23 protein-coding genes are annotated in these 26,361 nt (G+C 62.4%); 16 read left to right on the forward strand and 7 right to left on the reverse strand.

Going from position 1 to position 26,361, the window contains the following annotated elements; translation table 11 throughout:
• Nucleotides 1-442: 442 nt before the first annotated feature.
• The gene (locus E7T06_RS08300; protein ID WP_136365369.1) at nt 443-760 is read right to left on the reverse strand and encodes a hypothetical protein; all 318 of its coding nucleotides are present in this window, start codon (nt 758-760) and stop codon (nt 443-445) included.
• A gap of 347 nt (nt 761-1,107) precedes the next feature.
• Nucleotides 1,108-1,803 carry an SDR family NAD(P)-dependent oxidoreductase gene (locus tag E7T06_RS08305; protein WP_136365370.1) on the reverse strand — a complete coding sequence of 232 codons (696 nt, stop codon included), beginning with the start codon at nt 1,801-1,803 and terminating at the stop codon, nt 1,108-1,110.
• A 103-nt stretch (nt 1,804-1,906) separates the two neighbouring features.
• Here E7T06_RS08305 and E7T06_RS08310 point away from each other — a divergent pair, with 103 nt between their 5' ends.
• Nucleotides 1,907-2,788, forward strand: coding sequence for a helix-turn-helix transcriptional regulator (locus E7T06_RS08310; protein WP_136365371.1), 882 nt, complete (start codon nt 1,907-1,909; stop codon nt 2,786-2,788).
• Nucleotides 2,789-3,016: 228 nt separating this feature from the next.
• Nucleotides 3,017-3,418, forward strand: a complete 402-nt coding sequence (locus tag E7T06_RS08315; protein WP_136365372.1) for a hypothetical protein — start codon at nt 3,017-3,019, stop codon at nt 3,416-3,418.
• A gap of 390 nt (nt 3,419-3,808) precedes the next feature.
• Here E7T06_RS08315 and E7T06_RS08320 read toward each other — a convergent pair whose 3' ends face one another.
• Complete coding sequence (locus tag E7T06_RS08320) at nt 3,809-5,407, reverse strand: serine hydrolase domain-containing protein (RefSeq protein ID WP_168733439.1); 1,599 nt, start codon at nt 5,405-5,407, stop codon at nt 3,809-3,811.
• 348 nt (nt 5,408-5,755) lie between these two features.
• On the opposite strand from E7T06_RS08320, the gene E7T06_RS08325 reads away from it, so the two are divergent.
• The 4 genes from E7T06_RS08325 (at nt 5,756) to E7T06_RS08340 (ending at nt 8,948) form a co-directional block, all read left to right on the forward strand.
• Nucleotides 5,756-6,454 (forward strand): response regulator, encoded by a 699-nt coding sequence (locus E7T06_RS08325; RefSeq protein ID WP_136365374.1) that lies wholly within the window; start codon nt 5,756-5,758, stop codon nt 6,452-6,454.
• Nucleotides 6,454-7,482 (forward strand): ATP-binding protein, encoded by a 1,029-nt coding sequence (locus E7T06_RS08330; RefSeq protein WP_136365375.1) that lies wholly within the window; start codon nt 6,454-6,456, stop codon nt 7,480-7,482. The genes E7T06_RS08325 and E7T06_RS08330 overlap by 1 nt, the downstream gene beginning before the upstream one ends.
• 495 nt (nt 7,483-7,977) lie before the next feature.
• A complete protein-coding gene (locus E7T06_RS08335; RefSeq protein WP_136365376.1) occupies nt 7,978-8,196 on the forward strand; it encodes a hypothetical protein in 219 nt (72 codons plus the stop codon).
• A gap of 242 nt (nt 8,197-8,438) precedes the next feature.
• Complete coding sequence (locus tag E7T06_RS08340) at nt 8,439-8,948, forward strand: hypothetical protein (protein WP_136365377.1); 510 nt, start codon at nt 8,439-8,441, stop codon at nt 8,946-8,948.
• Nucleotides 8,949-9,244: 296 nt separating this feature from the next.
• On the opposite strand, the gene E7T06_RS08345 is transcribed toward E7T06_RS08340, so the two are convergent.
• Nucleotides 9,245-10,306, reverse strand: a complete 1,062-nt coding sequence (locus tag E7T06_RS08345) for a LacI family DNA-binding transcriptional regulator (RefSeq protein ID WP_136365378.1) — start codon at nt 10,304-10,306, stop codon at nt 9,245-9,247.
• A gap of 282 nt (nt 10,307-10,588) precedes the next feature.
• Here E7T06_RS08345 and E7T06_RS08350 point away from each other — a divergent pair, with 282 nt between their 5' ends.
• The 3 genes from E7T06_RS08350 (at nt 10,589) to E7T06_RS08360 (ending at nt 16,008) form a co-directional block, all read left to right on the forward strand.
• A complete protein-coding gene (locus E7T06_RS08350) occupies nt 10,589-12,805 on the forward strand; it encodes a discoidin domain-containing protein (RefSeq protein WP_136365379.1) in 2,217 nt (738 codons plus the stop codon).
• Between the two features lie 162 nt (nt 12,806-12,967).
• The gene (locus tag E7T06_RS08355) at nt 12,968-14,524 is read left to right on the forward strand and encodes a DUF1996 domain-containing protein (RefSeq protein ID WP_205750856.1); all 1,557 of its coding nucleotides are present in this window, start codon (nt 12,968-12,970) and stop codon (nt 14,522-14,524) included.
• 128 nt (nt 14,525-14,652) lie between these two features.
• Nucleotides 14,653-16,008, forward strand: coding sequence for a glycosyl hydrolase (locus E7T06_RS08360; RefSeq protein ID WP_136365380.1), 1,356 nt, complete (start codon nt 14,653-14,655; stop codon nt 16,006-16,008).
• Between the two features lie 517 nt (nt 16,009-16,525).
• Here the strand turns inward: E7T06_RS08360 and E7T06_RS08365 are convergent.
• On the reverse strand, nt 16,526-17,173 hold the full coding sequence (locus E7T06_RS08365) for a hypothetical protein (protein ID WP_136365381.1): 648 nt from the start codon (nt 17,171-17,173) through the stop codon (nt 16,526-16,528).
• Nucleotides 17,174-17,580: 407 nt separating this feature from the next.
• A complete protein-coding gene (locus tag E7T06_RS08370; protein ID WP_136365382.1) occupies nt 17,581-18,102 on the reverse strand; it encodes a hypothetical protein in 522 nt (173 codons plus the stop codon).
• 229 nt (nt 18,103-18,331) lie between these two features.
• On the opposite strand from E7T06_RS08370, the gene E7T06_RS08375 reads away from it, so the two are divergent.
• Entirely contained in the window at nt 18,332-19,504 is a 1,173-nt protein-coding gene (locus tag E7T06_RS08375) for a histidine kinase (protein ID WP_136365383.1), read from the forward strand.
• Nucleotides 19,501-20,115, forward strand: coding sequence for a response regulator transcription factor (locus E7T06_RS08380; protein ID WP_136365384.1), 615 nt, complete (start codon nt 19,501-19,503; stop codon nt 20,113-20,115). Before E7T06_RS08375 ends, E7T06_RS08380 begins: the two co-directional genes overlap by 4 nt.
• Nucleotides 20,116-20,321: 206 nt before the next feature.
• Here the strand turns inward: E7T06_RS08380 and E7T06_RS21475 are convergent, their stop codons facing one another.
• A complete protein-coding gene (locus E7T06_RS21475) occupies nt 20,322-21,284 on the reverse strand; it encodes an SIMPL domain-containing protein (protein WP_136365385.1) in 963 nt (320 codons plus the stop codon).
• Between the two features lie 54 nt (nt 21,285-21,338).
• Here E7T06_RS21475 and E7T06_RS08390 point away from each other — a divergent pair, with 54 nt between their 5' ends.
• From E7T06_RS08390 to E7T06_RS08410, 5 genes are all read left to right on the forward strand, one after another.
• A complete protein-coding gene (locus E7T06_RS08390) occupies nt 21,339-21,908 on the forward strand; it encodes a WYL domain-containing protein (protein ID WP_240740923.1) in 570 nt (189 codons plus the stop codon).
• Between the two features lie 480 nt (nt 21,909-22,388).
• Complete coding sequence (gene menC, locus E7T06_RS08395; RefSeq protein ID WP_136365387.1) at nt 22,389-23,525, forward strand: o-succinylbenzoate synthase; 1,137 nt, start codon at nt 22,389-22,391, stop codon at nt 23,523-23,525.
• A complete protein-coding gene (locus E7T06_RS08400; RefSeq protein WP_136365388.1) occupies nt 23,522-24,322 on the forward strand; it encodes a GNAT family N-acetyltransferase in 801 nt (266 codons plus the stop codon). The genes menC and E7T06_RS08400 overlap by 4 nt, the downstream gene beginning before the upstream one ends.
• A complete protein-coding gene (locus tag E7T06_RS08405; protein ID WP_136365389.1) occupies nt 24,316-25,344 on the forward strand; it encodes an ABC transporter permease in 1,029 nt (342 codons plus the stop codon). Before E7T06_RS08400 ends, E7T06_RS08405 begins: the two co-directional genes overlap by 7 nt.
• The gene (locus tag E7T06_RS08410) at nt 25,341-26,336 is read left to right on the forward strand and encodes an ABC transporter permease (RefSeq protein WP_136365390.1); all 996 of its coding nucleotides are present in this window, start codon (nt 25,341-25,343) and stop codon (nt 26,334-26,336) included. Before E7T06_RS08405 ends, E7T06_RS08410 begins: the two co-directional genes overlap by 4 nt.
• Nucleotides 26,337-26,361 lie beyond the last annotated feature (25 nt).

Genomic DNA, 26,361 nt, shown 5'->3' on the forward strand with positions numbered 1-26,361 from the left:
TCGAAACACAGCCTGACCTCCTCACCCAGCACACCCTCTTCCACGGGTGGCCTCTCTCAACCAACGAATCGGAGTCCGTATGAGGGGAAATCTGATCCTAAGTTCCTCCTCCCAAGGGTCTGCCCCTGAGACTGCTGCGCCATGTCTACGGTTAACCATGGCCCCCGCAGCCTTCTGAAGATTAGGAAGAGGGGGGCGGAAAAGTCACGCCATAGCGGGCGCAAATCTCAACTGAGGGTGAGTCGATGTTGCACACCTGGAGTTAAGCCCCGATTCACGCGGAGGCACCCCATGACCCAGCGCAACACGTATACCGCCGAATTCAAGCGAGGTGCCTGCGCAACTCGCGCAGTCCACCGAAAATATCGCCGGCACTGCCCGCAATCTTGGAACCCTATTGCTCGCCTTAAGACAGTGGATCAAAGCGGCTCCAATGCTCAGCTTAGAAGCGGGCCTGTGAGACGGACCACCACCACACGCCCGCCCCAACGAGCACGGGCAAGGCCACCGTCAGCAGAAATCCAGTGGTGTAGCGCCCCAGTCTGCCCCGAGCGAGGGTGCCGGCATCCGCTGAGGTCTGCCGTTGGCCCGGTCTCACCCAAAGACTCAGCGCGCCCACACCGTAGCTGATCAGGATGCTGGTCAGCAGGGTGACCAAGCTCAACCGCCCCACCTTTCCGTTAAGCGCGGCCAACGTCCACGCCAGCACACCGCAAGCCACGCCCAACACGGTCGGGGATGCAGTGGCTGAACGGGGCACGCGCCCAGCATACCTGCTTGTCCTGCGTGCAGGCGCGTTGAAGAGGGCGCACCTGCACTGGAGTTCCTAACGTCAGGCCCGGCGCAGCACTTGGCCGAGAGAAACGCACTCCTGCTGGATAACGGTGCAGCCGCAGCTCAGCCGCACGGGCAGAAGACAGTCCAGTGGCGACCTGCACGGCCTCTCAACCTCTTCCGTTGGTTCACTCCAGTTCAGCTTGGCCCCCGCTGGAGGCTGATTACGTACCTTCACCCCTCAGGTACCTTGACCTCCACCGCTTCAGGCTGTGGGGTGGGCTAGGTTTCCGGTTCTGGGCTGGCCCGCCGCTTCTTCCCCTCGCTCGGTGCCTACCAAGCCACCGGCCCAAAGCGGTCAATGAACCGGCCAGTCCCCGCCTCTGGAGCCTCAGTCGCCAGGGTGACGATGGCGTCGGTGCCTTCCAGCACAGTCTGAGGCCCACTGTGGCCGTTGAACTCGGTGGCGGTATAGCCGGGATCGACGGCGTTGAAGCGGATGCTGGGCAGCCCCCGGGCGTACTGGGTGGTCAGCATTGTGACCGCTGCTTTGGACGCCGTGTAGAGGGGGGCGACGAACTGCCCCTCTGGCCGCTCCGGGTCGTGCGTGGCGGCAAACGACCCCATTCCGCTGCTGACGTTGATCACCACCGGGTGTTCCGCGCGCTGCAACAGGGGCAGGAGAGCTTGGGTCACGCGCACGATTCCCGCCACATTGGTATTGAAGACCTCGGTGGCGTCTGCGCCCGTGAGCTGCGCGGTTTCCCGGTGGGGGCCGGAAATCCCGGCGTTGTTGATCAGCACGTCGAGACGCCCTTCGTGCGCTTCAATGTCCTGTGCCGCGCGGGTGACGGAGGCGTCGTCTGTCACGTCGAGCTGCACGAAGCGGGCCCCCAACTGCTGCGCGGCGCTCTGGCCGAGTCCGGTGTTGCGAGCGCTGATGATGACAGTGTGGCCGAGGCCGATGAGTCGCCGGGCGGTTTCGAAACCGAGGCCTTTGTTTGCGCCTGTGATCAAGGTGATGGGCATGCAGACAGTGTGGGGGGCAAACGCGCACGTGACCAGAGACCGGGCGTCCATAGGACTGCCAATCCCACGTTCCTTTGCGCCAAGCGGCGCTACCATCAGATCCATGACCGACACCAGCAGTCTGGCCGCCACCCTCCGGGTGTGGCGCGACAGGCTGACGCCGAGCGAAATCGGCCTTCCCGCCCACGCGCTTCGCCGCACCGCCGGACTGAGGCGCGAGGAACTGGCGGAACTGACGGGGCTTTCGGTCGATTACATTGTCCGGCTAGAGCAGGGCCGCGCCACGTCGCCATCGGGGACGGTTGTGGCGGAACTGGCCCGCGCCCTGCGCCTCGTCCCGGCAGAGCGTGACCACTTGTACCGATTGGCGGGGCTGCAGCCTCCGGCAGACCGGTTGATCAGCGACCTCATCTCACCGGGCGTTCGCCGGTTGCTGACCCGGCTGGGCGAGATGCCGGTCTCGGTGTTCGCGGCAGACTGGCGGCAGGTCTGGTGGAATCAGCGCTGGGCGGCGCTGGTGGGAGACCCCTCCGGCGTCGCCCCGGAAGACCGCAACTTTGCGGCGGCGCGCTTCCCGGTGCCGGGCCGCCGGGCGCAGGTGGCCGCGTGGCCGGTGCGGGTCAGGAACCAACTGGTCTCAGACCGCGCGCTCGTCGCGGATCTCCGGCGGGCGAGCGCGCACTACCCGGGAGATTCGCGCCTGAGTGACCTCGTGCAGCACCTGGTCAGCGGCAACCCGGAATTCGCGGACCTCTGGCGTGGGGGGGTGGTCGGTCAGCACACCGATGACCGGAAAGTCATCGAGCATCCGCTGATCGGTGAGGTGGAGGTCGATTGTGATGTGCTCTCCGCTGGCGACACCGACCTAAAGATTGTCGCCCTGACCGCGTCGCCTGGAAGCGAGGCGGCCCGGCAGATCGAGACTGTGGGGGTTCTGGCCGCTGAACTCGAAGCGCTGAGCGCAGTTGTGATTGGAGACGACTGACCACCACGCACCGCAGGGGACGGTGTTCCAAAGAAATGACCGTACCGGTTCGGCCAGCGTTCCCTTGGAAAGCCGAGCTGTGGTTCGGTGGGCAATTTTCGAATTCGTTGAGGTCTTCTATACCCGATAACGCCCTTATTTAAATTGGCGGACTTGATGCCACACGAGTGCGAAACCGACTCAAGCCCAAACGCGCCCTTTGACGCGTTCTTGGCCATAGTCTTCGGGATGGTGCCCCACGCTGGGCTGGAGATGGAGGGTGTGAATTTTCACTCCAGCAGTCAGGCACGAACTCCATTGGAGCATCAGTTCGCCTCAGTGGCCCTGGTGAAGTTCGGGGCCGATCCGACGCCGCTGTTGGAGCACTTCACAGTCTCCCGCCTCTTGGACACCCTCCTGTATCCGTACCGCACCGCGACCCAGGAGGTGATGCATACCGTCATCCAGTGCCGGGAGGCGGGCGTGTCGATCGCCGGGGTACGGCTGGATGGAGAGTTCGGACGAGATCAGGTCGTGACTGAAGGTCACGACACCCAGATTCCCGTACTGGTGCGGGCTCAGCGGAACATGGGGGTTGAGGCTGAGCGTGTTCCCCCCGAACGGTGCCCTCTTTCCGCCGAGCTGGGATAGCGTGCCCATCGCCTCCGGGTACCGCGCGAGGGCGGCGCGTTCGACAGAACTTATTAGTTGGGGCAAGGTTCACGGCCAATGGAGCTGCTTGTTCCTGTTCAGTACCTTCGAGCCCTCATGGACTGTGCGGGCCTTCCAGGCCCGCTGGGGCATCAAAGTGATTGACCGCTTGATCAAGCAACGTCTCGGTCAAGGGCGCTGCCGCTGTCGAACCATCTAGGCCCAAGAAAACTGGGCTTGGTGTGGTGGAGGCAGTTCATGCGGTGCTGCTGGTGCGTCAGGCGCACCCGCTCGCCACGCGGAACGGTACGTCCTGAGCGAGATGCAGCCTTCCCCCCACCAACTCGACGCCGCGTGACACGGCATCGAAGAAATTGCGGAACCTCTTGTTCATTGGTCAGAGACCGCGAGTGGAATAGGACCGGTCAATCCTTCGAGTTCAATGGTGCGCTTTTCATTGCGGTCGACAAATTTGATCACGCCACCGATGAGGGGCTGGCTGGTCGCCATAAAGCGGTTCTTGCCCAAAGGCAACAGGTTAACTGCGAACCGAACGCCTTGAAAACCAGACTCTAGTTTGAGCGTGCGACTGTCAACGGCCGTGATCTGGGTTGGCTTACTGTCAGCCAGACTTTTGTAGCTGCCCACCAGAACACTCAGTTCTGAGGCGTGAGGCTGGTAAGTGCGGGCCGCCAGCCGATCCGCTGCAATACTGACGTTGTCTTGACCTAAAAGTTTGAGTTGTGCTTGCAGTACGGCGTTGACATCGGGCCCTGGACAGCCGAGCAGGACTTTGGCGACATGCAACCGGACTGCTTCCATAAACGTGTTGGCTCCCTCGACATTGGCCAAGATCACCACACCTGAACGCCGTTTGGGCAACAGGGTGATATTGGCGGTTTCGCCTGTGACATTCCCGCCGTGTTGTACCAGCGTCTCCCCGAGAAACGTTTCGACCCCCCAGTAAAAGCCGTAGCGCTCGCCGGTGACAAGTGAAGCGGGTACATCCGACGGTCTGGCGGCAACTTTACGCGCCTGATCCGCAAAGATGCCCGGCAGATTGAAGTCAGGTGCAGCCACCTGACCTTGGTGCATCTCATTGAGGCTGGCCTGAGAAAGGAGTGGGGAACCGTCACCGAGCTGGAAGCGCACGTAGCGGGCCATCTCAGCGGCACTGGCGTTGACGGCTCCAGCGGGAGCGTCCGCTCCTAAGGTCAGATAGTCGGTGGGTTGCGAGCCGCCGCCTTTCACATTTAGCTCGTGCGCCACGGCGATATCAGGCTGTTTTTTAAGGTTCTCAATAGAGAGTGTCGCCGTATTCATTCCCAGCGGTTGCAGCACACGCTGACGGGTAAAGACTTGCCACGGCTGACCGCTGACCCGGCTGATAATTTCACCGGCGATAATTGTGTTGACATTGCTGTAGACAAACGTTTCGCCGGGTTTACCGACCAGAGGCGTACTTGCCGCCGCCGCAATGATGTCTTTGGCCGTCAGTTTCGGATTGAACGTTGAGGCGTCGGTTCTGACCAATCCGGTTGAATGCGTGAGCAGGTTCCTCACAGTAACGGTTCGGGTGGACACCAGGTTGGCCAGCTTGAATTCCGGGATGTAGGTCGTAACCGGCGCGTCAAGGTCAACCAAGCCGTCCTCGACCAAGACCATCATGTCCAACGCGGTGAATGATTTCGTCACCGAACCGATGGCAAATTGCGTGTTGACCGTGACTGGCGCGCGCGTCTTCACGTCGCGGATGCCGTACCCTTTGACATACCGAATGTTGCCGTTCTCAATGACCGCCAGGCCCACGCCAGGGACGCCGTACTCCTTCATCATGCGCCGTATGTAGGCGTCGAGCTGTACAGGATCGAACGTAGACTGAGCGACGCTGCAGGAAGGTTGACCGCCGCCGCCCAGCGCGAAGGTTGTGTGGTCAAGCGCAGTCTGGGCAAAAGTGCCCTGCGACAACAGACAAATGGTGGCCAGCATTGAGCGAGAAGTGCGGTTTGCACACATAGAAGACTCCTACTAGAGCGGCCGAAGCCCTCAAGAGGGCCGTCGGTTAAGGAAGGCGGCTGGGAAGTGAAACGGCGGTCAACCGGTGCGGGGCGCAACACCTGAAAGGCGACCGGTGCCAACAGCAGTGTCGGTGCCAATCAATCAGCCTTAGCCCGGCCTTTGACAAGATCTTTCCGATCTCGCGCAACTTCTCAGGAGTGCTCCTCAGGCCGGCAGGATCACCCTCCTTCAGCTGCTTGGATCTCGAGTTCTCATCCCATCCTGTTCCAATCTTCTCAAAACCCAGCTGCCACTGCTCCACTCCTCTTACACTGAGGGATGGGTTCATTGGCATCCCGGTCTTCACTTGTCCTCGTCGTCGAGGATGAACCGAGTTTGAGTCAGGTTCTTGAGGCCTATCTGCGTCGGGAAGGGTTCCGAACCGAACGCGCCCTTGACGGTGAAAGTGCTCTGCGACTCTTTTACGCCACCCGCCCAAATCTAGTGCTCCTTGACGTGATGCTGCCCAAGCTCGATGGGTTTGAGGTTCTGCGGCGGATCCGCCAAGCTGGGGACACCCCGGTCATCATGGTCACCGCCCGCGTCGACGATGTTGACCGGCTGGTGGGATTTAGGATGGGCACGGACGACTACGTGACTAAACCTTTTAATCCGCCTGAGGTGATCGAGCGGGTCAAGGCGGTCTTGAGGCGCGCGCAGCCCAGGGACGGGGAGAAGCCGGTAGTTGTGGCCGGACTTGAAATTGATTCTCGCGGGATGCAGGTCAAGGCTTTGGGCAAGCGCCTCGATCTGACCTTGAGCGAGTTTCGGCTGCTGGAACTATTGGCCCGGCATCCAGGGCGTGTGTTCAGCCGTGCCGAACTCATCCAGGCGTGTCTGCCTGAATCTGGGGCGCTGGAACGTGTGGTCGACGCACATCTCAACAGCGTACGGCGGAAGCTCGGTGCCATCGGGGCCACTGATCCACTCGAATCAGTTCGTGGCGTCGGGTACCGTCTGGGCAACGGGAGCAGCTGATGAACCGCATTTGGGTTGGCCTCTGGCTGGCCATTATGGGTGTCTTGGTGGTCTTCTGTGTCCTGTTTCAACTTGCCAAAGGCTTGACGTCGCTCTTCACGGATGAAGCAGCTGTGCCAGCCTGGGGATCGCTCTTTGGATTCATGTTGGCCACGCTGCTGGCGGCCTTCATCGCGTGGTCTCTGGCCCGGCCACTCAGCGCAGTCTCGAAGGCGGCGCAGCGAGTGGCTGGGGGAGATTTGAGCGCCCGTGCCCAACTGCCGTTCATGCCGCAGAGAAGGCATTTGAACTGGCAGAGCGGTGAAACTCTCCGCCTTCTCGACGACTTCAATCTGATGGCCTCTTCTCTTGAACGGCTTGAGACCGAACGACAGGCCACCACAGCTTCGATCGCCCACGAACTACGAACCCCGCTGGCCGTTCTGCAAGCCCGGCTCGTCGCCTTACAAGACGGCATCTTTACGCTAGATTTGAACGAAATCAATATTCTTAAACAGCACACTGATTTCTTGGCACGGTTGGTGGAGGATCTGCGCTACCTCTCGCTGGCAGATGCGGGCAAACTGAACCTTAATTTTGAGACGTGCGATCTGGCTGTTGTCGCCAGCGACGTGGTGGCCGGGTTTCGGCAGCGCGCCCTCCTGAAAGGAGTCCATCTCGACCTCTCTGTGCAGAAGGCAGTCTTGCGGGGTGACTCCGCACGGCTCTCTCAAGTCATCATGAATCTGCTGGAAAACGCACTGAAGTTCTCTCCTCCGGCAGGGCAAATCAGCGTGTGCGTTGAGGCGCAGGGAACAGTTGTGAAGCTTCTCGTTCATGATTCCGGCCCCGGCATCGCCGACGCGACGAAGGCGCGGATTTTTGAGCGTTTTTACCATTCGGACACCCACGGTTCTGGTTCCGGTCTCGGCCTAGCTATCGTCAAACAGCTGGTTGAGCTGCATAGGGGCACCGTCGAGGTCATGAACGCGCCAGAAGGGGGGGCCTTATTCCAAGTAGAGTTTTCCAGAATGGTTGTACCAAGTTAACCGTGCAGCCGCTTAAAGCAGCATAACCCGATGTGGTTATGCTGCTTCAATTCGGTCAGGTTAGGCTGATCCGCTGTGACCGCTCCAAAGTCCTACCGTCACCGACTCAAGCTGATCATCATTCGACATGCCGACCTAGCTGTATCACCGCTTTCCATGAGCTACCGAAAGGGTAGCGTTGCCCTAACTGGCTCAGGAGGGGTGAACCGGCCGCAGCTAGTGCTAGCGTGGACACCTCGGTACTCCAGACGAGCAGCTCCTAGGGCTTAAGCGCCGACTGCTTCAGACCCGGTAGCCCCTGTCCTTTCCAGGTGGCTGGGATGCCGGGGCTGACCTCGCCGTCGTTCAGCACTTGACTTTGCACTGGCAGGCGTCATGTGATGGGTGGGCGCGGGAAGCGCAGCTCAGTCAGTGGCTCAGTACGAGACAGTGCTTAATGGGCGAGATCTTTACTTGGTTCACCAGCCTGGTACAGATTCCGTTCCACTGCCGCTGATGCTGACCTATGGTTGGCCAGGCTTATTCGTCAAGTTGGAACGATTGGTGCGTTTGCTTGCCTACCCAGATGCGCACGGCGCAGACTCAGCCGACGCTTTTCATGTGGCCGTTCAGTCTTTGCCTGGTTTCGGCTTCTCCAACCCGTCGGAAGTGCCCAGCACCCACAGCCGTCAGATCGCGGGCCGCTGGGCACAGTTGATGACCAGACTCGGCTAAGCCCGGTTCGGAGCGCACGGAGGTCACATTGGAGCAGGGGGCTCCGCTTGGCTCGGCTTCGATTGTCCAGCGCGGGTCATCGGCCTGCACATCAACTACATCCCCGGTTCGTTCTTGGCGCGGATCGCAGCGTGGGACGAGGAAGAGGATGGGTATGGGCCCCTCCAGGATCATCGGCCACAGACGGCCACCTATGGACTCAGTGATTCACCGATCTGCCTAGCTGCTTGAATCGCTGAGAAGTGTTACGCCTGGACGGACGTAAGGGGCTGGGGATCTCCACCGACGCGCCGCTGACGAACATCGCGCTGTATTGGTTGACCAACATGATCGGCTCATCGGTGCAGCTCTGCCGCGAGAATCGGCGGGAGCCGGTTCACTTTGGCTTTGGGGAGCGCGTACAGCCACCATTCAGTACGGCGCTGTTCCCCCATGGGCTGCCGATGCCGCCGAGGAGTTGGGTTGAACGGGTGTACAACAGGTACCACTGGACGCCCATGGCCCGGGGTGGGCACTTCACCGCCATAAAACAATCTGAACTGTTGGCCGAGGACATTCGTCAGGCGTGCTGCCCTCTTGCGGGAACAGCACTGACCAGAGAGAACCAAAAGCGTTTCGTACGTGTTGGTGTTGCCCTCTCCACCTGCGCGAGAGGGGCGCTTGGGTTGCAGCGGGGCGAGGGGGCTACAAGCGGCGAACCCGCCCTCTGTCAAGGATTCAATTTAATCTCGTATAGCACTTATCCCAATTGAACCTGCCTTAAACCGGGACACCAACTCGGCTGCCGGTTCAATCGGATTTTCGTTGTACCGATTTTGCAGTAGACGGGTGGGACGCGAAATTTTTCTTAGCGAAGTAAGATTTCTGGAACGTGCTTCCGCCCCTATCCTTGGGGCACAGCAAAACGGCTTAAGGCTCAGGATAGGCGGCCGCTAGGTCTGCCTTCTCCCCTAGTCTGGTGGGTTGGGGTCAGGCCATGCCGCTTTCTAGAGACCTGTACAGCTCAGTATAGGCCGGCTCCTTTTCGCTTTCTCGCACTCCGTCATATTCACAGGTCTGCTCCCGGCCATGAGATTCGGGGCGCTGCCGTAGATTCACGCAGGATCAATTCAGTCAGGAAAGGTGGAGGGAGCGCCGTCTCTTGGCCCTCAGCCAGCCCCACGAGCAGCTGCACGGCCTGCTCACCGATCCGGTGAAGGGGTTGAGACACCGTGGTCAGCGCTGGGCGAGCCGCCGCCGAAAGCGGCAAGTTGTCGAAGCCCACCACCGAGAGGTCTCGCGGCACCTGCCATCCCCGATCTTGAGCGGTGTGAATGGCGCCGAGCGCCATGGCGTCCCCAGAAACGAACAGGGCCGTGGGAGGCCGGGAGAGCTGCAGCAACTGCTCAGCGGCGCGCGCGCCGCTGAGTTTGGTGAAGTCACCGTGCTGTACGTATTCAGACTGGAGGGGTAAACCGGCAGCAAGCAGACCCTCACGGTAGCCCCGCAAACGCTCATGGGCGTCGTTGCGTTCAAACGTCTCTTTGTAAGCCGCGGCGTCCCCCACCTCTGGTTCAGCCTCTAAGCCACTGATGAACCCGATCTCCGTGTGCCCCAGCGCCAGCAAATGCTGCATGGCCAGGCGTGCCCCACCGTAGTTGTCCACCGTCAGAGGATGCGCCGAAGGGCCGTCTACGCTAACGACATGGGCGGGCAACTCGATGTTCCCCCACTGCCCTTCTCGCGAGGGCTGGATCAGCAGGGCACCGGCGGACAGCCGTGTCATCGTGGAAAAGTCCGAGGTGCTGGCCCCAACCAGCATCATCACCACCAGATCGTAATTCAGCCGGTCCGCAGCCTGGGCCGCGCCCTGCACAACTTCCGAGGCATAGGGACGGTTAAGCTGAGGCGTGAAGACGCTGATCAAGCGGTTGCGGCCGCCGGCGAGAGAACGGGCCGTCGCGTTGACCCGGTAGCCGGTCTCGGCAATGGCCTCCAGCACCCGTTGCCGGGTCACTGGACGCACCACATTTTTTCCGTTGATCACGTTGGACACCGTCATGGGCGAAACGCCCGCCCGAACCGCGACGTCGTGCAGGGTCAGTACCGGACTGCCGGCCTTATCTGGCATGACGGTCTAGTGGATTTAGCAGCTCACGGGGCAGGGCAACAGGAGATTCAACTTGCATTCTACCAATTATAGCGCTACATTCTACGAACACACATCATCCAGTCCTCTCCCTTCTCTGCGCTTACCGAGTCAGGAGGTGCCTTTGGCTTTGAGCATCCATCGGCCTGTTATCCGTCACAAAATTATAGCGCTATAACTCCCGTGCCCGAGCGTCTGAGGTGTCTGCTCCCTCAGCACTGCGCCAGGAGCGCTGTCACTCCGAGCTGTTCACTGAGGAGCACCATGAACAAAGTTGTCACCCTGTTGACCGGACTGACCGTCGCCTTAACTGCCTGCGGCACCTCCACAAACCCCCGTCCAGCTGCTGCAGAACTTCAAGCGCTGGCTACCTGCAACCCCACCAATGTGGCGCTGGGCAAAGCCGCTTCAGCCTCGTCCACCGAAAATCCAGCGTACTTGGGCGCTCAACAAGCCTTCGATGGCAGCGGTACCGGGGGTACCCGCTGGGCCAGCCAGTGGAGCGATCCCCAGTGGCTCCAAGTCAATCTAGGCTCCCGGCAGCCCCTGTGCTCAGTCACTCTCCTCTGGGAAGCCGCCTACGCCAAGACCTTCCAGATCGAGGTCTCCGACAACGGCACAGCGTGGACTCCGGCCTCACCGGTGGTCAACGGTACCGGCGGCACTCAGACGGTGGCGGTCAGCGGCACCGGGCAGTACGTCCGCATGAAGGGCCTGACCCGCATCGGCGGCTACGGCTACTCCCTCTACGAACTGCAGGTCTACGCGGGCAGCGGCACCACCACGCTCCCCACCTCCGACACCCCAGACTTTGGCCCGAACGTTTCAGTCTTTGACCCGGCCACCCCTATTTCCACCATCCAGTCCAAGCTGGACACAGCCTTCAATGCGCAGCTGAAAAATCCTAGCGCGCAGTTCGGCGACCAGCGCAACGTGTTTCTGTTCAAACCGGGCACCTACGGCCGCGTCTTCGCCAACGTAGGCTTCTACACGGCCCTCGCAGGTCTGGGGCGCAATCCCGATGACGTGACCATCAACGGCGCGGTCAACGTGGACAGCGGCTGGGTGTTCGGCGACGAGCGGAACGCGACCCAGAACTTCTGGCGCAGCGCCGAGAACCTCGCCGTGGTCCCCGAAGGCGGTACGAACCGCTGGGCCGTGTCTCAGGCCGCGCCCATGCGCCGCGTGCATATCCGGGGCAACCTCACCATGGGACCCTCCAATCAGGACTTTGGTCAGGGCTATTCCAGCGGCGGTTACATCGCCGACAGCAAGGTTGACGGCGCCGTGACCTCGGGGTCGCAGCAGCAGTGGTACACCCGTGACAGCACCCTGGGCAGTTGGAGCGGCAGCAACTGGAACATGGTCTTTTCCGGCGTGCAGGGCGCGCCCGCCCAGACGTTCCCCAAACCTGCCTACACCACGCTCGCCACCACCCCTGCGTCGCGCGAGAAGCCGTACCTGTACTTTGAGAACGGCAAGTACAACGTGTTCGTGCCCAGCTTAAGAACCAACTCGGCGGGTATCACCTGGCCCAATACGCCCGGTACGTCTATCCCCATGAGCCAGTTTTATGTGGCCCGGCCCAGCGACAGCGCGGCGACGCTTAACCAGGCGCTCTCACAAGGCCTCAACCTGTTTTTCACGCCCGGCGTGTACCACCTCAATCAGACCCTGAACGTGACCCGTGCGGGTACCGTGGTGACGGGTATCGGCTTCCCGACCCTGATTCCCGACGGCGGTGTCAACGCCATGCAGGTTGCCGACGTGGACGGCGTGAACATCAGCAGTCTGCTGTTCGACGCCGGCACCGTGAACAGCCCCGCGCTACTGACCGTGGGCACCGCCGGATCGCACGTCAGTCACGCGGCCAACCCAATCAGCGTGCAGGACGTGTACTTCCGCATCGGCGGCGCGGTGGCGGGCAAGTCCACCACCAGCCTGATCGTCCACTCTGACCACACCCTCATCGACCATATCTGGGCTTGGCGGGCCGACCACGGCAACTCTCCCACGGGCTGGACCATCAACACGGCCGATACCGGCGTGATCGTGAACGGCAACAACGTCTTGGCGACCGGCTTGTTCGTCGAGCACTACCAGAAGTACCAAGTGATCTGGAACGGTCAAGGCGGCAAAACCATCTTCTTCCAGAACGAAATGCCCTACGACGTGCCCAACCAAGCAACCTGGCGTGCGGGGGCCAACGGCTATGCGGCCTATAAGGTGGCCGACAACGTCACCACCCATGAGGGCTGGGGACTGGGAGCCTATGCCTACTTCAGCACCAATCCGGCCGTTCACGCCGACCGGGGCTTTGAGGTGCCGAACACTCCGGGCGTCAAGATGCACAGCGTGTTGACCGTTTCGCTGGGCAACACGGGGTACATCGACCGCGTGATCAACACGGTGGGCGACACGGTCCCCTTTGCCGATCCGGCCAAGAACACCGCGCCCAGCACGGTGATCAACTACCCCTGAGGCGGGAAAACCGACTGCGAGGGGGCTGGCACGAGGCGCGGGAATACCCGCAATAACCGGCCCCAGCCCCCAAGTTGGACAGCACGAGGGGCACGTTCGCACCGTGTCCCTCGTGCACAGGCTTGAAAACGCCCCCTTCACTTGCTTTCAAGAGAGACGATCATGCCAGACGACGCACGGATCACCCCGGCTCCGCTTCTCAGCGCTCCCCTCTCGCCCAAGCGTTCCAGCGTTCCTCTCCTGATGACCCTGGCTGGCCTGACATTGCTGCTGGGCAGCTGCGGTGAGCAGAGCGGCACGGCAGCGCGGCTGCCCCAGACAGGCGCGAATCTCGCCGGAATGGATCACGCGGGGATGAATATGGACGGAACCAGCCTGACCATTCAAGCTCTGGGGGACTGCGCTACCCTCGGCAGCGTGAACCTCGCGCAGGGACGGGTGGCCGCCGCCTCCTCCCTTCAGTCCCTCGAATTCAAGGCCCGCAACGCCTTTGACGGCACGGACACCACCCGCTGGTCGAGTCTGGCCAACACTGATCCGCAGTGGATTCAGGTCAATTTGGGCCGTGTGCAGACCGTCTGCGGCCTGACGGTGCAGTGGGAAGGGGCCTACGCCAAAGCCTTTCGCATCGAGGTGTCCAACGACGCCGTGACCTGGACGCAGATTTACAGCACGGCCACGGGCACCGGCGGCACCCAGACCATCAAGCCGACCGTGACGGCCTCAGGCCAGTATCTGCGGCTGACCGGCACGGTGCGCGGCTCACCCTACGGCTACTCGCTCCTGGACATGAAAGTGTTCGGCCCCTCGGGCAGCGGCCCGGCCACCTCGGGTGCCGGCTGGGTGGACGCCCCTCAACCGGTGACGGGCGTGACGTCCTCCACGGCCAAGCCCACGCCCACTGGACACCATGAGTTTCAGGCCAACTGCTCGGTGAGCCGCAGCAACCTGTCCGACGATCCCATCAAATTTTTTGCCCAACCCGGTGCGTCGCACCTGCATACCTTCCTGGGGAACACCACGACCAATGCGGGCACCACCCTCTCCAGTCTGCAGGCGGGGGGCGGCTCCTGTACGGCCCCCGACGACCGCTCGGCGTACTGGATGCCGACCATGCTCAACGGCGATACCCCGGTGCAGCCCGTGGGAACGCAGGTGATCTACTACAAAGCGGGCGTGACCGACTACACCAGCGTGCGCCCCTTTCCAGCCGGCCTGCGCTTTATCGTGGGCGATATGAACGCCACGCGCGAAGAGTTCCTGGCCGAATCCGTGGTGGGCTGGGAGTGCGGCGATAAGACGGGCCTGTCCGACTTTCCAGCGAGCTGCGCGGCAGGCAGCCAGCTCAACTTGCGGTACCAGGCGCCAAGTTGTTGGGACGGCCTGCACCTTGATTCCCCCGACCATCAACGCCATATGGCTTACCCGGTGGGCAGCACTCAGGATAACGGCGTGTGCCCCGCGTCCCACCCCATCGCTGTCCCCAAGATCGAATTCAAGATGGCGTTTCCGGCGGGCAGCGACACCTCGCGCGTGCGCCTCTCCAGCGGGCGCGGGTACTCGTTCCACTACGACTTTTTCAACGCCTGGGATCCGGCCACCCTGAAGGCGCTGGTCGACGGCTGCATCCGCAAGGGCTTCCAGTGCAGCGCGCAAGGCGCTGATCTCTACCATCCCGAAGTTAAACCTGTACTGGGCTCCGACTACCGCCTCCACTAGCGCTGGGCGACGGCGGCTTGACCACTGGGGAGGCGTGAATAATTGTCCGCTTCCCAGTGGTCAACCCAACCCTGCGCCCTCCTCCTCTGCCGCGAAAGAGCTGTGCGGCACTCCCCAAGAGGTGACGGATGAACCGAAATCACGTATTGACCCTATCGGCTGGACTGGCTCTGCTGCTGAGCGGCTGCGGTAACACGGGCACGTCCGCGCGCCAGTCGGACGTGGAGCCAGGGGCCCAGGCAGGCGCACAGCACCGCCTTCAGTCTCAGGCGATCGCCAAAAGTTTTAAGCGCGGCATCGCCTACGACCTGTCAAGCGCCGCCGACTTCAGCGCGCTCGCACCCGGCGTGAGCTGGTGGTACAACTGGGGGTCTTCTCCCAACAGCAGCGTGCCGCCGGATTACAGCGCGCGCTACAGCATGGACTATCTCCCTATGCTGTGGAACGGCAACTTTGACGCGGCCACCGTTGAGGGCAAACTCAGGGCCAATCCAGCCGTCAAGTACTTGCTGGTCATGAACGAGCCGAACCTCACGGCGCCGCAAGCCAACCTGACCCCCACGCAGGCCGCCGACATTTGGCCGAGATATGAACAGGTCGCGCGCAACACGGGCGTCAAGATCGTCGGGCCGCAGATCACTTGGGGCAACCTGCCCAATTACAATGACCCAGTGGTGTGGCTCGACGCCTTTTATACGGCCTACCGCACCAAAAACGGAGGCCGTGATCCCCAGATCGACTTCCTGGGCTTTCATTGGTACGACTATGGCCTCGCCGGACAGCTCGACCGACTCAAGAAGTATGGGAAGCCGTTTTGGGTGACGGAGTTTGCCAACTGGCATGTGGGGGACGGCAACGCGCAGATCGATAGCGTCGCCAAGCAAAAGGCGCAAATGGCCGAGATGGTCGCGACGCTCGAGGCACGCCCAGATGTGTTCCGCTACGCCTGGTTCACGGGGCGCTGGACCAACGACACCCATTTCACTGGGCTGCTGGGTGCCGATGGTCAACTGACCGAACTGGGTTCTTACTATCTCTCGCTGCCGTATAGCGGCGCAGCGAGTGGGGGAGCGGGAACGTGCAACCCCACCAATGTGGCGCTGGGCAAAGCCGCTTCAGCCTCGTCCACCGAAAATCCAGCGTACTTGGGCGCTCAACAAGCCTTCGATGGCAGCGGTACCGGGGGTACCCGCTGGGCCAGCCAGTGGAGCGATCCCCAGTGGCTCCAAGTCAATCTAGGCTCCCGGCAGCCCCTGTGCTCAGTCACTCTCCTCTGGGAAGCCGCCTACGCCAAGACCTTCCAGATCGAGGTCTCCGACAACGGCACAGCGTGGACTCCGGCCTCACCGGTGGTCAACGGTACCGGCGGCACTCAGACGGTGGCGGTCAGCGGCACCGGGCAGTACGTCCGCATGAAGGGCCTGACCCGCATCGGCGGCTACGGCTACTCCCTCTACGAACTGCAGGTCTACGCGGGGCAGTGAGGCATGCGGATCTGCCTGAACCGGACCGGGGTCTTGGGCGAACAACCAGCCAGATGGGATGCACGTGTCGTAGGGCGGAAAGGGCTCCCGCTATACGAGGTGAGTACTTTCGGGCTCAATGTTGGTCACCAAAACCATGAACTCAAAGGCCCGGCGGATGACAGCGAGGCGCCGCTGCGCCTGAGGGGAGGGACTCCGGACACCGCGGTGGTCAGGAGGAGCGGCCAGCTGTCCAACTCCCAGGGATCTGGAGCTTCAGCCTGGCCTAGCACCAGCACACCGAGATCGGTCACCGACAGAGGGATGAACTCCGCCCAATGCCAACCGTGTAGGGTTGAACCTCGACCTGCGCGCGAAGCATGCGATCCATAAGGCACTGTATTCAATGCTGCTCTCACGCACGCGTGTGGTGCTGCAGGCCGCGGAAGCTCGCCTTTCTCTTTGCTGTGCAGCCACTTCACCTTACGCCCCTGACGATGCCAATCAGGGATCTCCGTTTACCCTGACCTTGTCGGCGTCAATAGGCGGGGGCCAGTAGGCCATCGGTGTTAAGTTTGGACAGGATGCTCCCCGCATGCCCGCCACAGGCTCCTCGACTGCCGCAGAAGGCGGTACCGAACCAAACATATTCATTGGGAAATTGATAGGCTCCTAGGGCATTGATGCGCCGCCGGGTGCGTTCCCCGACATTAAGAACGTTGTACGGCACCTGGAAGCCGTAGGAGCAGTGGTCGCTCCCCCAAAATCCTCCCCGGTCACAGCGGGCGGTGCTCAAATAGTTCCCATGTTTGTTCTCCGACGAGAACAACACGCCTGTGCCGCCGCCCAGCCGGCCCCAGGTGCAGCTCAGGCCCAGATACTGCGTCTCACGCGAATCCGCGACTGTCCCCTCATGTGCCACCGTCTGCGCCGCATAAACGCCGTATCCGTCAGGACAATCGGCATTGGGAGCCAAGGTCAATGCAAAGGGTTCGACGTCTCCGTCGTGCCCAGACGCGAAAAAGTCCCCACAGTCCCGGCTGTACAACAGCACGTACTGGATGGCGATTTTGCCCCCGTCACCAGGATGGGGCCGGATGCGGGCCAGGGCTGTACCAGGATTCCAAGGGGCGGCAGGCCCACTGCACCCGTAATTCTCACCCGTGTCGAACCAGACCCAGGGCATGAAGTGTGAGGCGAGACGATCTTCCAGACCGTCTGGAAGGCCATCGCCATCATTATCCAGCGCGAGATCCACCGGTTGAGGCAGGTCATAACTCGGCGGTGGGGGCGGCGGAGGCGGTTCACAGTCCGGTTCGGCATCTGGCGGACAGTATCTGCGTAGCGCTTCCAGAGGTCCAGAAGGCGAGTCTGGCGTGCGAGAACCCTGTTCAGGCGTGTGGGTTCCGCACGCCGTGAGCGACAGTGCGAGCAGGAGAGCCAACATAGACGGTCTCTTCACAGATCTCCTTTTCGGCTGGAGGTAGGGCTCCCACCGAAGGGCAGTGAGCCGCCAAAGGTCTGTCAATGCAGACCTCTGGCCGATGAACGTTTCTGCGCTGGGGTGCCCCCCAGATCGCCCATAGACAGGGTTTAGTAACGGGTAAAGGTGCGGACGCGGCGATCCACGTACGTGACGCCGTTGTTCACGGCTGTGTAGTCGCAGGCAATCTGCAGACCGTCGCGAATGTCTTCGTTGAACTGGACATCCACGCGCGAAGCATTCGACTCGCGGTCTTGATCCCTCAGGCCGCCATTTTCGTAGCATTTGATCTCGATGGAGTTGGCCCGTTTACGCTGCCAGCTTCCCCCCTGATTTTCCTCGAAAAACAGCACCGCACTGAAGACTTCGGCTTCAGGGTTCTCCCAGGGATAGATGACGTCTTGATGGTTGACGGTCAGCTCGGTGCGGATGCGGAGAGAGGCCGGCGGTGGAGGCGTGCCGCCGCCCCCACTGCCCCCGCCATACCCGCCCCCGCCGCCCGAATCTGGATCGCAATCGGCGCAGACCTGCTGGGCTTGGAGGTTGCCTTCCGGGAAAGCCGCTGTGCTGCAGGCGGACAACGCGCAGAGGGTCAGCGCTGAGAGGGTGAGCAGCGGAAGGGCTTTGTGCATGGTGCCTCCTGAATCTGGATGGGAAGAGTTGAGGAAACCCAGAACAGGGGGTGAGCGCTGCTCTGGCCACCCCACAACGAGGGCGACGCACCCGACAAGGGTTTAGGTACACCCGCAGTCTGCTGGACAGTACCTCCCACGTCTCCTGTCAGAGGGCACCCCACTGACCCCTGACCAATGGCACTTGACACTGGAAAACCTGGGGAGCGGTGCTACCGTACAGGAGGCTATGAACTCTTTGGGCAGCGCGCGTCGTTCGGCAGACCCACACCTTAGCCGCTGGCTGTCGCCCACCTTGGGCTTTTGGGTGGCGTGGTTGGTGTACGCCGGGGAAGCAGTGCTGATCGGGCTCCTCTGGCAAGCCCAACCTGATCGCCTCACGGTGGGGTTGGGCGGGGTCGGGGTGATCAGTTTCCTCTTTTTTGGTGTCGGCTTGGCAGGCTACAGCCTGCCGCGGGTGGCAGCGCAACACCGGCTGGGCGCGGTGGTTCTGATGTCGCTCTCGTCGGTCGCATTTAATCTGGTCTTCAGTCACTTGGAGGCCTTCACTGCGCTGGCCCTTCAAGTGGTGAGTGCTGTCGCCATCGTGACCGTCGTACCGGTGCGTGCAGCGACCCTGTGGATCGTGGTTCAAGCCAGTGCGCTGGCCTGGGCCAACTCTTCGGGGGTACCGGCCACCTTCGCGCTGCTGCTGTACCCCGGCTATATGCTGATGCAATTGTTTTCTGCCCACCTGATGCAGCTCGTCTGGCGTGAACGCCGCCAGCAGCTGACCTTGATCAATCTCAACGCTGAGCTGCAAGCGGCGCGGGACGCCGTAGCGGCCGCCTCCCAGGACGCTGAGCGTCACCGCATCGCCCGGGATCTGCACGACACCTTAGGGCACCGCCTGGTGGCCTTGGGGCTGGAACTGGAATTTGCCCAACAACTCGCGGAGGGTGAGGTGGCCGCTTCCGTGGCGCGCGCCAATCTCATGAACCGGCAGCTGCTGAGTGAGGTGCGGGAAACCATCCGCGACGTTCGCCACCCCAGTCTCTTGCCGCTTCCCGAAGCGTTTGAGGCCTTGGCCACCCACCTGCCTATTGAGTTCAAGGTGGAGTGCGGCGGCGTCACGCTCAGCGCCGAACTGCGTGAGGTGTACCTCAAGTGCGCCCGGGAAGCCCTGACCAACGCTGTTCGGCATGCTGGAGCGCAGCGAGTGAGCCTGCACCTGCTGGGACGACCGCAGGGCAGTGTGCTGCGGATTGAGAATGACGGTTGGGTGGCGGGAGGTTCGGCAACAGCGGGGCAGGGCCTGCGGGGCATGCGGGAACGGCTCTCAGCATTGGGCGGCACCCTGCATATTTACACCGAACGGGGCCGTTTTGTTTTGGAAGCCTGCGTGCCAAGCTGCCGCCCATGAGATTGCTGCTTGCCGATGACCAGACCCTCGTGCGTCAAGGCTTGGCCCGGCTGCTGTCCCTCGATTCAGGGATAGAGGTGGTGGGGGAAGCCGCCACCGGCCGCGAGACCCTAGAGCTGACCCGGTTCCTACAGCCAGATGTCTTACTGCTGGATGTCCGAATGCCGCAGTTAGGCGGGTTGGAGGTGCTTCAGGCGCTGCGTGCCGAGGGCAATGCTGTGGCCGTCGTGTTGCTGAGCACTTTCAGTGAGGCGGCCGCGGCGCTGGCAGGCCTGCGGCTGGGGGCCTACAGCTACCTGCTCAAAGATGTCGAGTTTGCAGTGCTGACCGAGACTCTCCACGCGGCCGTCAAGGGAGACCGGACCATCCACAGCGCCTTGCCCAGGCATTTTCTTCCGGTGGATCAAGCCAACCCACAGCCAGAATTAACCCTCCGCGAACTGGAGGTCTTGCGGCTCATGGCAGGGGGACACTCCAATAAACAGGTGGCGCGGGCCCTGCATCTGCAAGAGGGCACCGTCAAAAATCATGTGTCAAGTCTTCTGTCCAAGTTGGAGAGGCAAGATCGGCTGCAAGCGGTGCTGCGGGCCTTGGATCTGGGTCTGCTGTGAAGATGGGAGCTGGCGCTACGTTCCGCTCCTCTCTGAAGCGGTGGGCGAGCCACAGAGCAGACCCGATGACGCTCCGGGAAAAACGAGAGCCGCTGCGGCTTCCAGTCACTCATTGTTCACCAGCCTACCGAGCTGAAGTAGCCACAACTGGCGGAGAAGAGGCGAGTTCAGATGACGAGTAAGCGCTAGGCCCCTAGCCTCTCTCGCTACTCGAGTTGGAAGTCTACGGTGAGCTGCACTGTCAGCACATGGGTTGAGCTGTACTGCACCCCTGCATCGAGTGAACTGGCCCGGGCGCGCGGCGCCCGCTGAACGTCCTGAGCCATCCAATCTGGCTGCAGATTGATGACGCTTACGGGCATCTCCCAGGTATCAGACGCATGGTGCACCCCGACCACCCGGTGACCGGCCGCCTCAGCGATGACTTCTGCGCGTCGCCTGGCCTTGTGCATGGCCTGTGGCCCGAGCAGAAGACTGGCCTCAAAATCGTCGAAGATCCATTCCAACCGAGTGAGATCCACCTGCTTCTGGTTCGCCAACAGGCTCAGTACCTCCGGCAGCAACGCGGCTTCCGTCTCCACCACGAGGAGGAACCGGGCCTTCTGGCTTTTCGTCAGAAGCCCAGTCCGAGTGCTGATTTCTACGCCTTTCACCTGAATCTGAGAGGTTGGAATGCCTGCGGCCTGCAATTGCTGCGTGACGTCCCGCACTTCTTTAACTCGTTCAGTGGCAGCGTTGCCCATCACCAGCGTCTCGCCCGAGATTTCGAGATGCAGTTTAACGCTGATTGCAGTGACGTCCAGATGGTCTTTCAGTTGAATTCGGAGCACACCCATGCCTTCACGGTACTCCAGTGCATTTCCTGTCGGTGAAGACTGGTTGATGTTGCAGGTCTCTGAGTTTTTGCCTTTTCGCTGGAGGTCACCGAGAGAACGGTGCGCCGTGACGTCGAGCGGCTTCGCGACCTCGGCTATCCGGTCGATGCCACGTCGGGACAATACGGTGGCTATCGCCTGGCAACAGGGGCACACGTTCCGCCTCTGATTCTCAGCGACGACGAAGCTGTCGCCGTAGCCGTCGGACTGCGCTACGCCGCTGAGGCAGCCATAGATGGCATAGAAGAAACGTCGCTGCGTGCGCTGACGAAGATTGAACTGCTCTTGCCCCATCGACTGCGCCGACGTGTGTCAGCGCTGCATTCGAGCGTCACTTCTCTCCGGCGCATGGGCGACGATGATGACATCGACCCAGAAGCCCTCAGCGTGATCGCCGCGGCCTGTCGCGACCGCGAGTTCGTGCGTTTTGAATACCGGGGAGGCGACGGCGAAAGCAGCAAACGAATCGTCGAGCCGCATCAACTCGTGACTTCGGATCGTCGTTGGTATCTCGTCGCCTGGGATCAGACTCGCCAAGATTGGCGAACCTTTCGACTAGACCGACTCCGAGAACCGCGAATCTCGGGAGATCAGTTCCCACCACGCGGGATACCAGGAGGTGATGCGGCAGACTTCGTCGCGACCTCACTCGCCTCGACCCCTCGTCAGGCGGAAGCGAGAATTACCGTGCAAGCCTCGTTCGCCGAACTCGAGAGTGTGCTTCGGTGGGTGGATCACACACCATTCGAGGGAGAAACGAACTGCAACACAATCACGATTCGCAGTGAAGATCTCGGCCGGCTTGCCATGACGGTTGCTCGCATCGCACTCACCGCTCCCATAACGGTAATTGAACCTGCCGAGCTCGCCGCGGTAATCCAGCGGCTCGCGCTTCACTTGACCGTCAACCCCGCCTAAAACTGTCAGACTCAGAGGTTGCACCTTGAACTTCTGAGTGCATAGCGGTGCTGGCGCAGAAATTCCTCGTCTTGAGCCAGGCGGTGGAAGAGCAATTGATCTCCGCGTAAGCCGGCAACACGATGAGAGCGAGAGCGTTTTCCAGGAGCGGAAGTTTGATTCTCTTTCAATGAGCGAACAGCGGAAAGCGTCGTCAACCTTGGCCGAGATCAATCACATGGCGGGGCTGCTCCATCTTTGAGGCAATCATCAACAGTGACGCAGAGCCTGTCAGAGGGGGTCACTCCACTGGACGAGCTTTTCGCCACCACTTGCAAATCACTTTACAACCAGGTAACGTTCTGCAAAGACACCTACAAAGCAAGTGCAAGTTCCGCCATCAGCACCAAGAAGTGTTCCGACTGGTTTCAAGGAGTTGCCCATGTCACGCCCCGAACGCGAGTGGAGTTGCCAGAGTTCTAGAGTGCGTGGAACGCAGCCGTGAGAGTCGAACACGCCGAGTTGCGCGTGGTGTCGCTGCCTTTGCTGCACCCCTTCAAAACCTCGTTTGCGGTGATGACCGACAAGACCTTTTTGCTGCTAAGGCTATTTGGCGAGGGGCTGGAGGGAGTGGCGGAGGGCGTGATGGACGCCCGCCCCATGTACCGCGAAGAAACCATCAGCGGCGCACTGGCCCTGCTGCAAGAAACCGTGCTGCCCGCCGTACTGGGCCGCGACTGGGCCAACCCCGAGCAACTGGTTGCTAACCTCGCCCACCTGCGCGGCAACCGCATGACGCTGGCCACCGTGGAAATGGCCTTTTGGGATTTGTGGACGCGGAGTTTGGGCCTGCCCCTGTCTACCGCGTTGGGCGGCGTGCGGAACGAGGTTTCGGTGGGCGTTTCACTCGGCATTCAAAGCACCGTGGAGGCCACCGTAGACAGCGCGGTGCGGCACGCGGGACTGGGCTACAAGCGCATCAAACTCAAGATTGAGCCGGGCTGGGACGTGGCGGTGGTGCGGGCGGTCAAGGCGGCCCTGCCTGACCTTCCTGTCACTGTGGACGCCAACGCTTCTTATTCGCTGGCCGACCTGAACACGCTGCGGGCGCTGGACGGCCTCGGCCTCGACTACATGGAGCAACCGCTGGGGTGGGACGACATGCGCGACCACGCCAAGTTGCAGGGGCTGATGCAGACGCCGCTGTGCCTCGACGAGTGCATCACCAGCGCGCAGGACGCCCGAAAGGCGCTGGAGACGGGGGCCTGCCGCTTGATCAACATCAAAGTCGGGCGGGTGGGCGGCCACCTCGAAGCCCGCCGGATTCATGATGTGGCCGCCGCCTTCAGCGCTCCCGTGTGGTGCGGCGGGATGCTGGAAAGCGGCGTCGGGCGGGCGCACAACATTCATCTGTCCACCCTCGCCAACTTCACCAAGCCCGGCGACACCAGCAGTTCCTCGCGCTACTGGGCCCGCGACATCATTCAGGAACCGCTGGAAACGGCGGGCGGCCTGATGAAAGTGCCCAGCGGCGTCGGCACGGGCGTCAGCCTCGACTTGCCCTTCCTCGATACCCTCACGCAACTGAAAATTTACGTTGATCCGGTGTCGCACCTTACGGCGGGAAGCCCGGCGTGACCCAGCCCGCTCCTTGTGCAGTGCGGGAGTTGTCCGGGTTGGCTGAATTGGCCCTGACGCCCACGCTGGCACGGGCCATCTGGGGAGAGACAGACCGCCCCGAAGACGCGGTGCTGCTGCATGTCGTACAGCACATCGGCGGGCTGGTGGCCGGGGCGTTCGATGCTCAGGGGGCGCTCCAGGCCTACCTGGTCGGCCTGCCCACCAGCGAAGCGGGCGTGCACCATTCGCACCGTCTGGGCGTGCATCCGGGGGCGCGGCGGCAGGGCCTGGGCGAGCGCCTGAAACGCTTTCAGCGCGACTGGTGCCTGTCGCGCGGCGTGCATGAGGTTCGCTGGACATTCGACCCCCTGCTGCTCGCCAACGCCCACCTGAATATTCACCGCTTGGGGGCCACGGTCAGCACCCTGCTGCCCGACTATTACGGCGCGATGTCCGGCATCAACGCGGGCCTGCCGTCTGACCGCTTCGAGGCCCACTGGGAGCTGGGCAGTGGGCGGGTCGAGCGCCATCTGAATGGGCAAACGAGCGATCAGAGCTGGCCTACCGCGCCCGCGCTTCACCCGCTGCACGCCCGCTGGCCCGCTGAACTGGCCGACGCTGTGGCGCTAGAAGTGCCCCGCGACTTTGGCGCGTTGCGGCGCGACGATCCCGAATTGGCGCTGGACTGGCGGCTGAAGGCCAGAGAGGGCATCACGGCCCTGTTCGGCCTTGGCTACACGCTGACCGATGTGGACTTGGGGCGCAGCCAGTACCTCTTTACACGGGCTCCCGCTCACTCGGGAACCCCATGCTGAGCTTCATCCTGCGCCGCCTGCTGGCCCTGCCGCTGATCTTGCTGGCAGTGACTTTCCTGATCGTGCTGGTGATGCAGCTCATTCCCGTCGAGCAGCGTGCCGCCGCCTACACCACCGATCTGGCGCAGCTTTCGCGCATCCCGGAGATCATCAAGACCAACCGCCTGGACGCCAGCGTCTTCGAGCAGTACTGGCGCTGGCTGGGGCAGGCCCTGGGCGGCAACCTGGGGTTCTCGCGCACCAGTGGGCAGCCGGTGCTCAGCACCCTGGCGGCGCGTTTTCCCGCCACCCTGGAACTGACGCTGTCTACTCTGATCCCGCTGATCGGTCTGAGTGTGTGGCTCGGCTCGAAAGCCGCCGTGCAGCGGGGCCGGGCGGCCGACACGTTCATCCGGGTCATTGCTGTGGTCAGTTCCAGCACCCCCAGCTTCGTACTGGGCGTGTGGCTGCTGGTCATTTTTTACGGCGCGCTGGACCTGCTGCCCGGCACCGGCAACCTCAGCAACGACAGCGCCATCTCCTTCCTGACGGGTGAGATCAAACGGGTGACCGGATTCGTCACCATCGATGCCCTGCTCGGTGGCCGTCCCGAGGTGTTCTGGGACGCTATCAAGCACCTGATCATGCCGGTCTTTACCCTGATGGTGGTGGGCAGCGCCGGGCTGATCAAGGGCACGCGCACCTCCATGCTGGAGGCCCTGAACAGCGATTACATCCGCACCGCCCGCGCCAAGGGGGTCAGCGAGCGGGTCATTGTCCGCAAGCACGCGCGGCGCAACGCCCTGCTGACGGTGATCACGCTGGCGGGCCTGAGCATCTCCGGGCTGCTTCAGGGCGCGGTGATCGCCGAGACGCTGTTCGGCTATCCCGGCGTCGGGGCCTGGGCCGCGCAGGCGGCGGCGCTGGGCGACCTGCCGGGCGTGCTCGGCTTCGCGCTGCTGGCCGCCACCATCGTGGTGCTCATCAATCTGGCGATTGACCTGGCCTACACCGTCATCGACCCCCGTGTGAGGTACGCATGACCGCCATCGGTGGAAGCGAAGTTCGTCCGATCAAGAAAGCAAGGGGCGGCTTCTGGGCGCGGCTGTTCCGCCACAACCGGCTGGCCTGTGTGGGGGCTGCACTGGTCAGTTTCTTCGTGCTGGTCACGCTGCTGGCCCCGGTGCTGGCCCCACCGCAGGGCAACTGCCGCCGGGCGCTGGGCATGGAGGGCACCCAGACGGTCCCCGGTCCGCTGGCCTACCTGCGCGAGCTGGTGGCGACGCCGGGCGCGTGCCTCCAGATGCCGCGCGTGGGCTTCGCGGCGCAGCCCAATCCGCCCGCTGCCGGCGCGCCGCTGGGCCGCGTCAATGGCTACGACATCCGCTACGGCCTGGTCTGGGGCACGCGCACCGCTATCTTCCTGGGCCTGACGGTGTTGGCCATCACCGTGACCATCGGCTCGCTGGTGGGCCTGACCGCCGGCTTCCTGGGCGGCGTGACCGACAACCTGCTGATGCGCCTGACCGACGTGATCTTCGCCTTTCCCGCGCTGGTGCTGATTCTGGTGCTGGTGGCCGCGCTGGGGCCTGGGCTGCTGAACATCATCATCGCCCTGAGCCTGGTGTCGTGGGTGGGGCTGGCGCGTGTGGTCCGTTCGGAGGTGCTGCGCCTACGCGAGCTGGAATTCGCGGCGGCGGCGCAGAGTCTGGGGGCCAGCCGCGCCCGCATCGCCCTGCGCCATGTGCTGCCCAACGCCATTGGCCCGCTGCTCACCATCGTGGTGCTGGAAATGGGCAGCCTGCCCATCGTGGCCGGAACGCTGTCCTTCCTGGGACTGGGCACGCCGCTGGGCTACGCCGACTGGGGCCAACTGATCGCCCTGGCCCAGAAGTGGATTCAGGGACCGCCTGGCGAACCGTTCGCGTACTGGTACGTCACCCTCTTTCCGGGCCTGTGCATCTTTGCCTACAGCCTGGGCTGGAGCCTGCTGGGCGACAGCCTGGCCGAGGCGCTGGATCCCAGGAACCGCTGATGCCGCCCGGTCCTTTCCCCTGACT

It is taken from the genome of Deinococcus sp. Arct2-2 (assembly GCF_004801315.1).
Classification (GTDB): domain Bacteria; phylum Deinococcota; class Deinococci; order Deinococcales; family Deinococcaceae; genus Deinococcus.

Excerpts from the sequence above, each read along its gene's own strand:
- E7T06_RS08410 (WP_136365390.1), top strand. The coding sequence starts at position 25,341 with ATGACCGCCATCGGTGGAAGCGAAGTTCGTCCGATCAAGAAAGCAAGG.
- E7T06_RS08310 (WP_136365371.1), top strand. The coding sequence starts at position 1,907 with ATGACCGACACCAGCAGTCTGGCCGCCACCCTCCGGGTGTGGCGCGAC.
- E7T06_RS08305 (WP_136365370.1), bottom strand. The coding sequence starts at position 1,803 with ATGCCCATCACCTTGATCACAGGCGCAAACAAAGGCCTCGGTTTCGAA.
- E7T06_RS08325 (WP_136365374.1), top strand. The coding sequence starts at position 5,756 with ATGGGTTCATTGGCATCCCGGTCTTCACTTGTCCTCGTCGTCGAGGAT.
- E7T06_RS08365 (WP_136365381.1), bottom strand. The coding sequence starts at position 17,173 with ATGCCCTGGGTCTGGTTCGACACGGGTGAGAATTACGGGTGCAGTGGG.
- E7T06_RS08375 (WP_136365383.1), top strand. The coding sequence starts at position 18,332 with ATGAACTCTTTGGGCAGCGCGCGTCGTTCGGCAGACCCACACCTTAGC.
- E7T06_RS08405 (WP_136365389.1), top strand. The coding sequence starts at position 24,316 with ATGCTGAGCTTCATCCTGCGCCGCCTGCTGGCCCTGCCGCTGATCTTG.
- E7T06_RS08330 (WP_136365375.1), top strand. The coding sequence starts at position 6,454 with ATGAACCGCATTTGGGTTGGCCTCTGGCTGGCCATTATGGGTGTCTTG.
- E7T06_RS08390 (WP_240740923.1), top strand. The coding sequence starts at position 21,339 with ATGGGCGACGATGATGACATCGACCCAGAAGCCCTCAGCGTGATCGCC.
- E7T06_RS08370 (WP_136365382.1), bottom strand. The coding sequence starts at position 18,102 with ATGCACAAAGCCCTTCCGCTGCTCACCCTCTCAGCGCTGACCCTCTGC.
- E7T06_RS08360 (WP_136365380.1), top strand. The coding sequence starts at position 14,653 with ATGAACCGAAATCACGTATTGACCCTATCGGCTGGACTGGCTCTGCTG.
- E7T06_RS08315 (WP_136365372.1), top strand. The coding sequence starts at position 3,017 with ATGGTGCCCCACGCTGGGCTGGAGATGGAGGGTGTGAATTTTCACTCC.
- E7T06_RS08350 (WP_136365379.1), top strand. The coding sequence starts at position 10,589 with ATGAACAAAGTTGTCACCCTGTTGACCGGACTGACCGTCGCCTTAACT.
- E7T06_RS08335 (WP_136365376.1), top strand. The coding sequence starts at position 7,978 with ATGCTGACCTATGGTTGGCCAGGCTTATTCGTCAAGTTGGAACGATTG.
- E7T06_RS08380 (WP_136365384.1), top strand. The coding sequence starts at position 19,501 with ATGAGATTGCTGCTTGCCGATGACCAGACCCTCGTGCGTCAAGGCTTG.
- E7T06_RS21475 (WP_136365385.1), bottom strand. The coding sequence starts at position 21,284 with ATGGGGCAAGAGCAGTTCAATCTTCGTCAGCGCACGCAGCGACGTTTC.
- E7T06_RS08345 (WP_136365378.1), bottom strand. The coding sequence starts at position 10,306 with ATGCCAGATAAGGCCGGCAGTCCGGTACTGACCCTGCACGACGTCGCG.
- E7T06_RS08355 (WP_205750856.1), top strand. The coding sequence starts at position 12,968 with ATGCCAGACGACGCACGGATCACCCCGGCTCCGCTTCTCAGCGCTCCC.
- E7T06_RS08320 (WP_168733439.1), bottom strand. The coding sequence starts at position 5,407 with ATGCTGGCCACCATTTGTCTGTTGTCGCAGGGCACTTTTGCCCAGACT.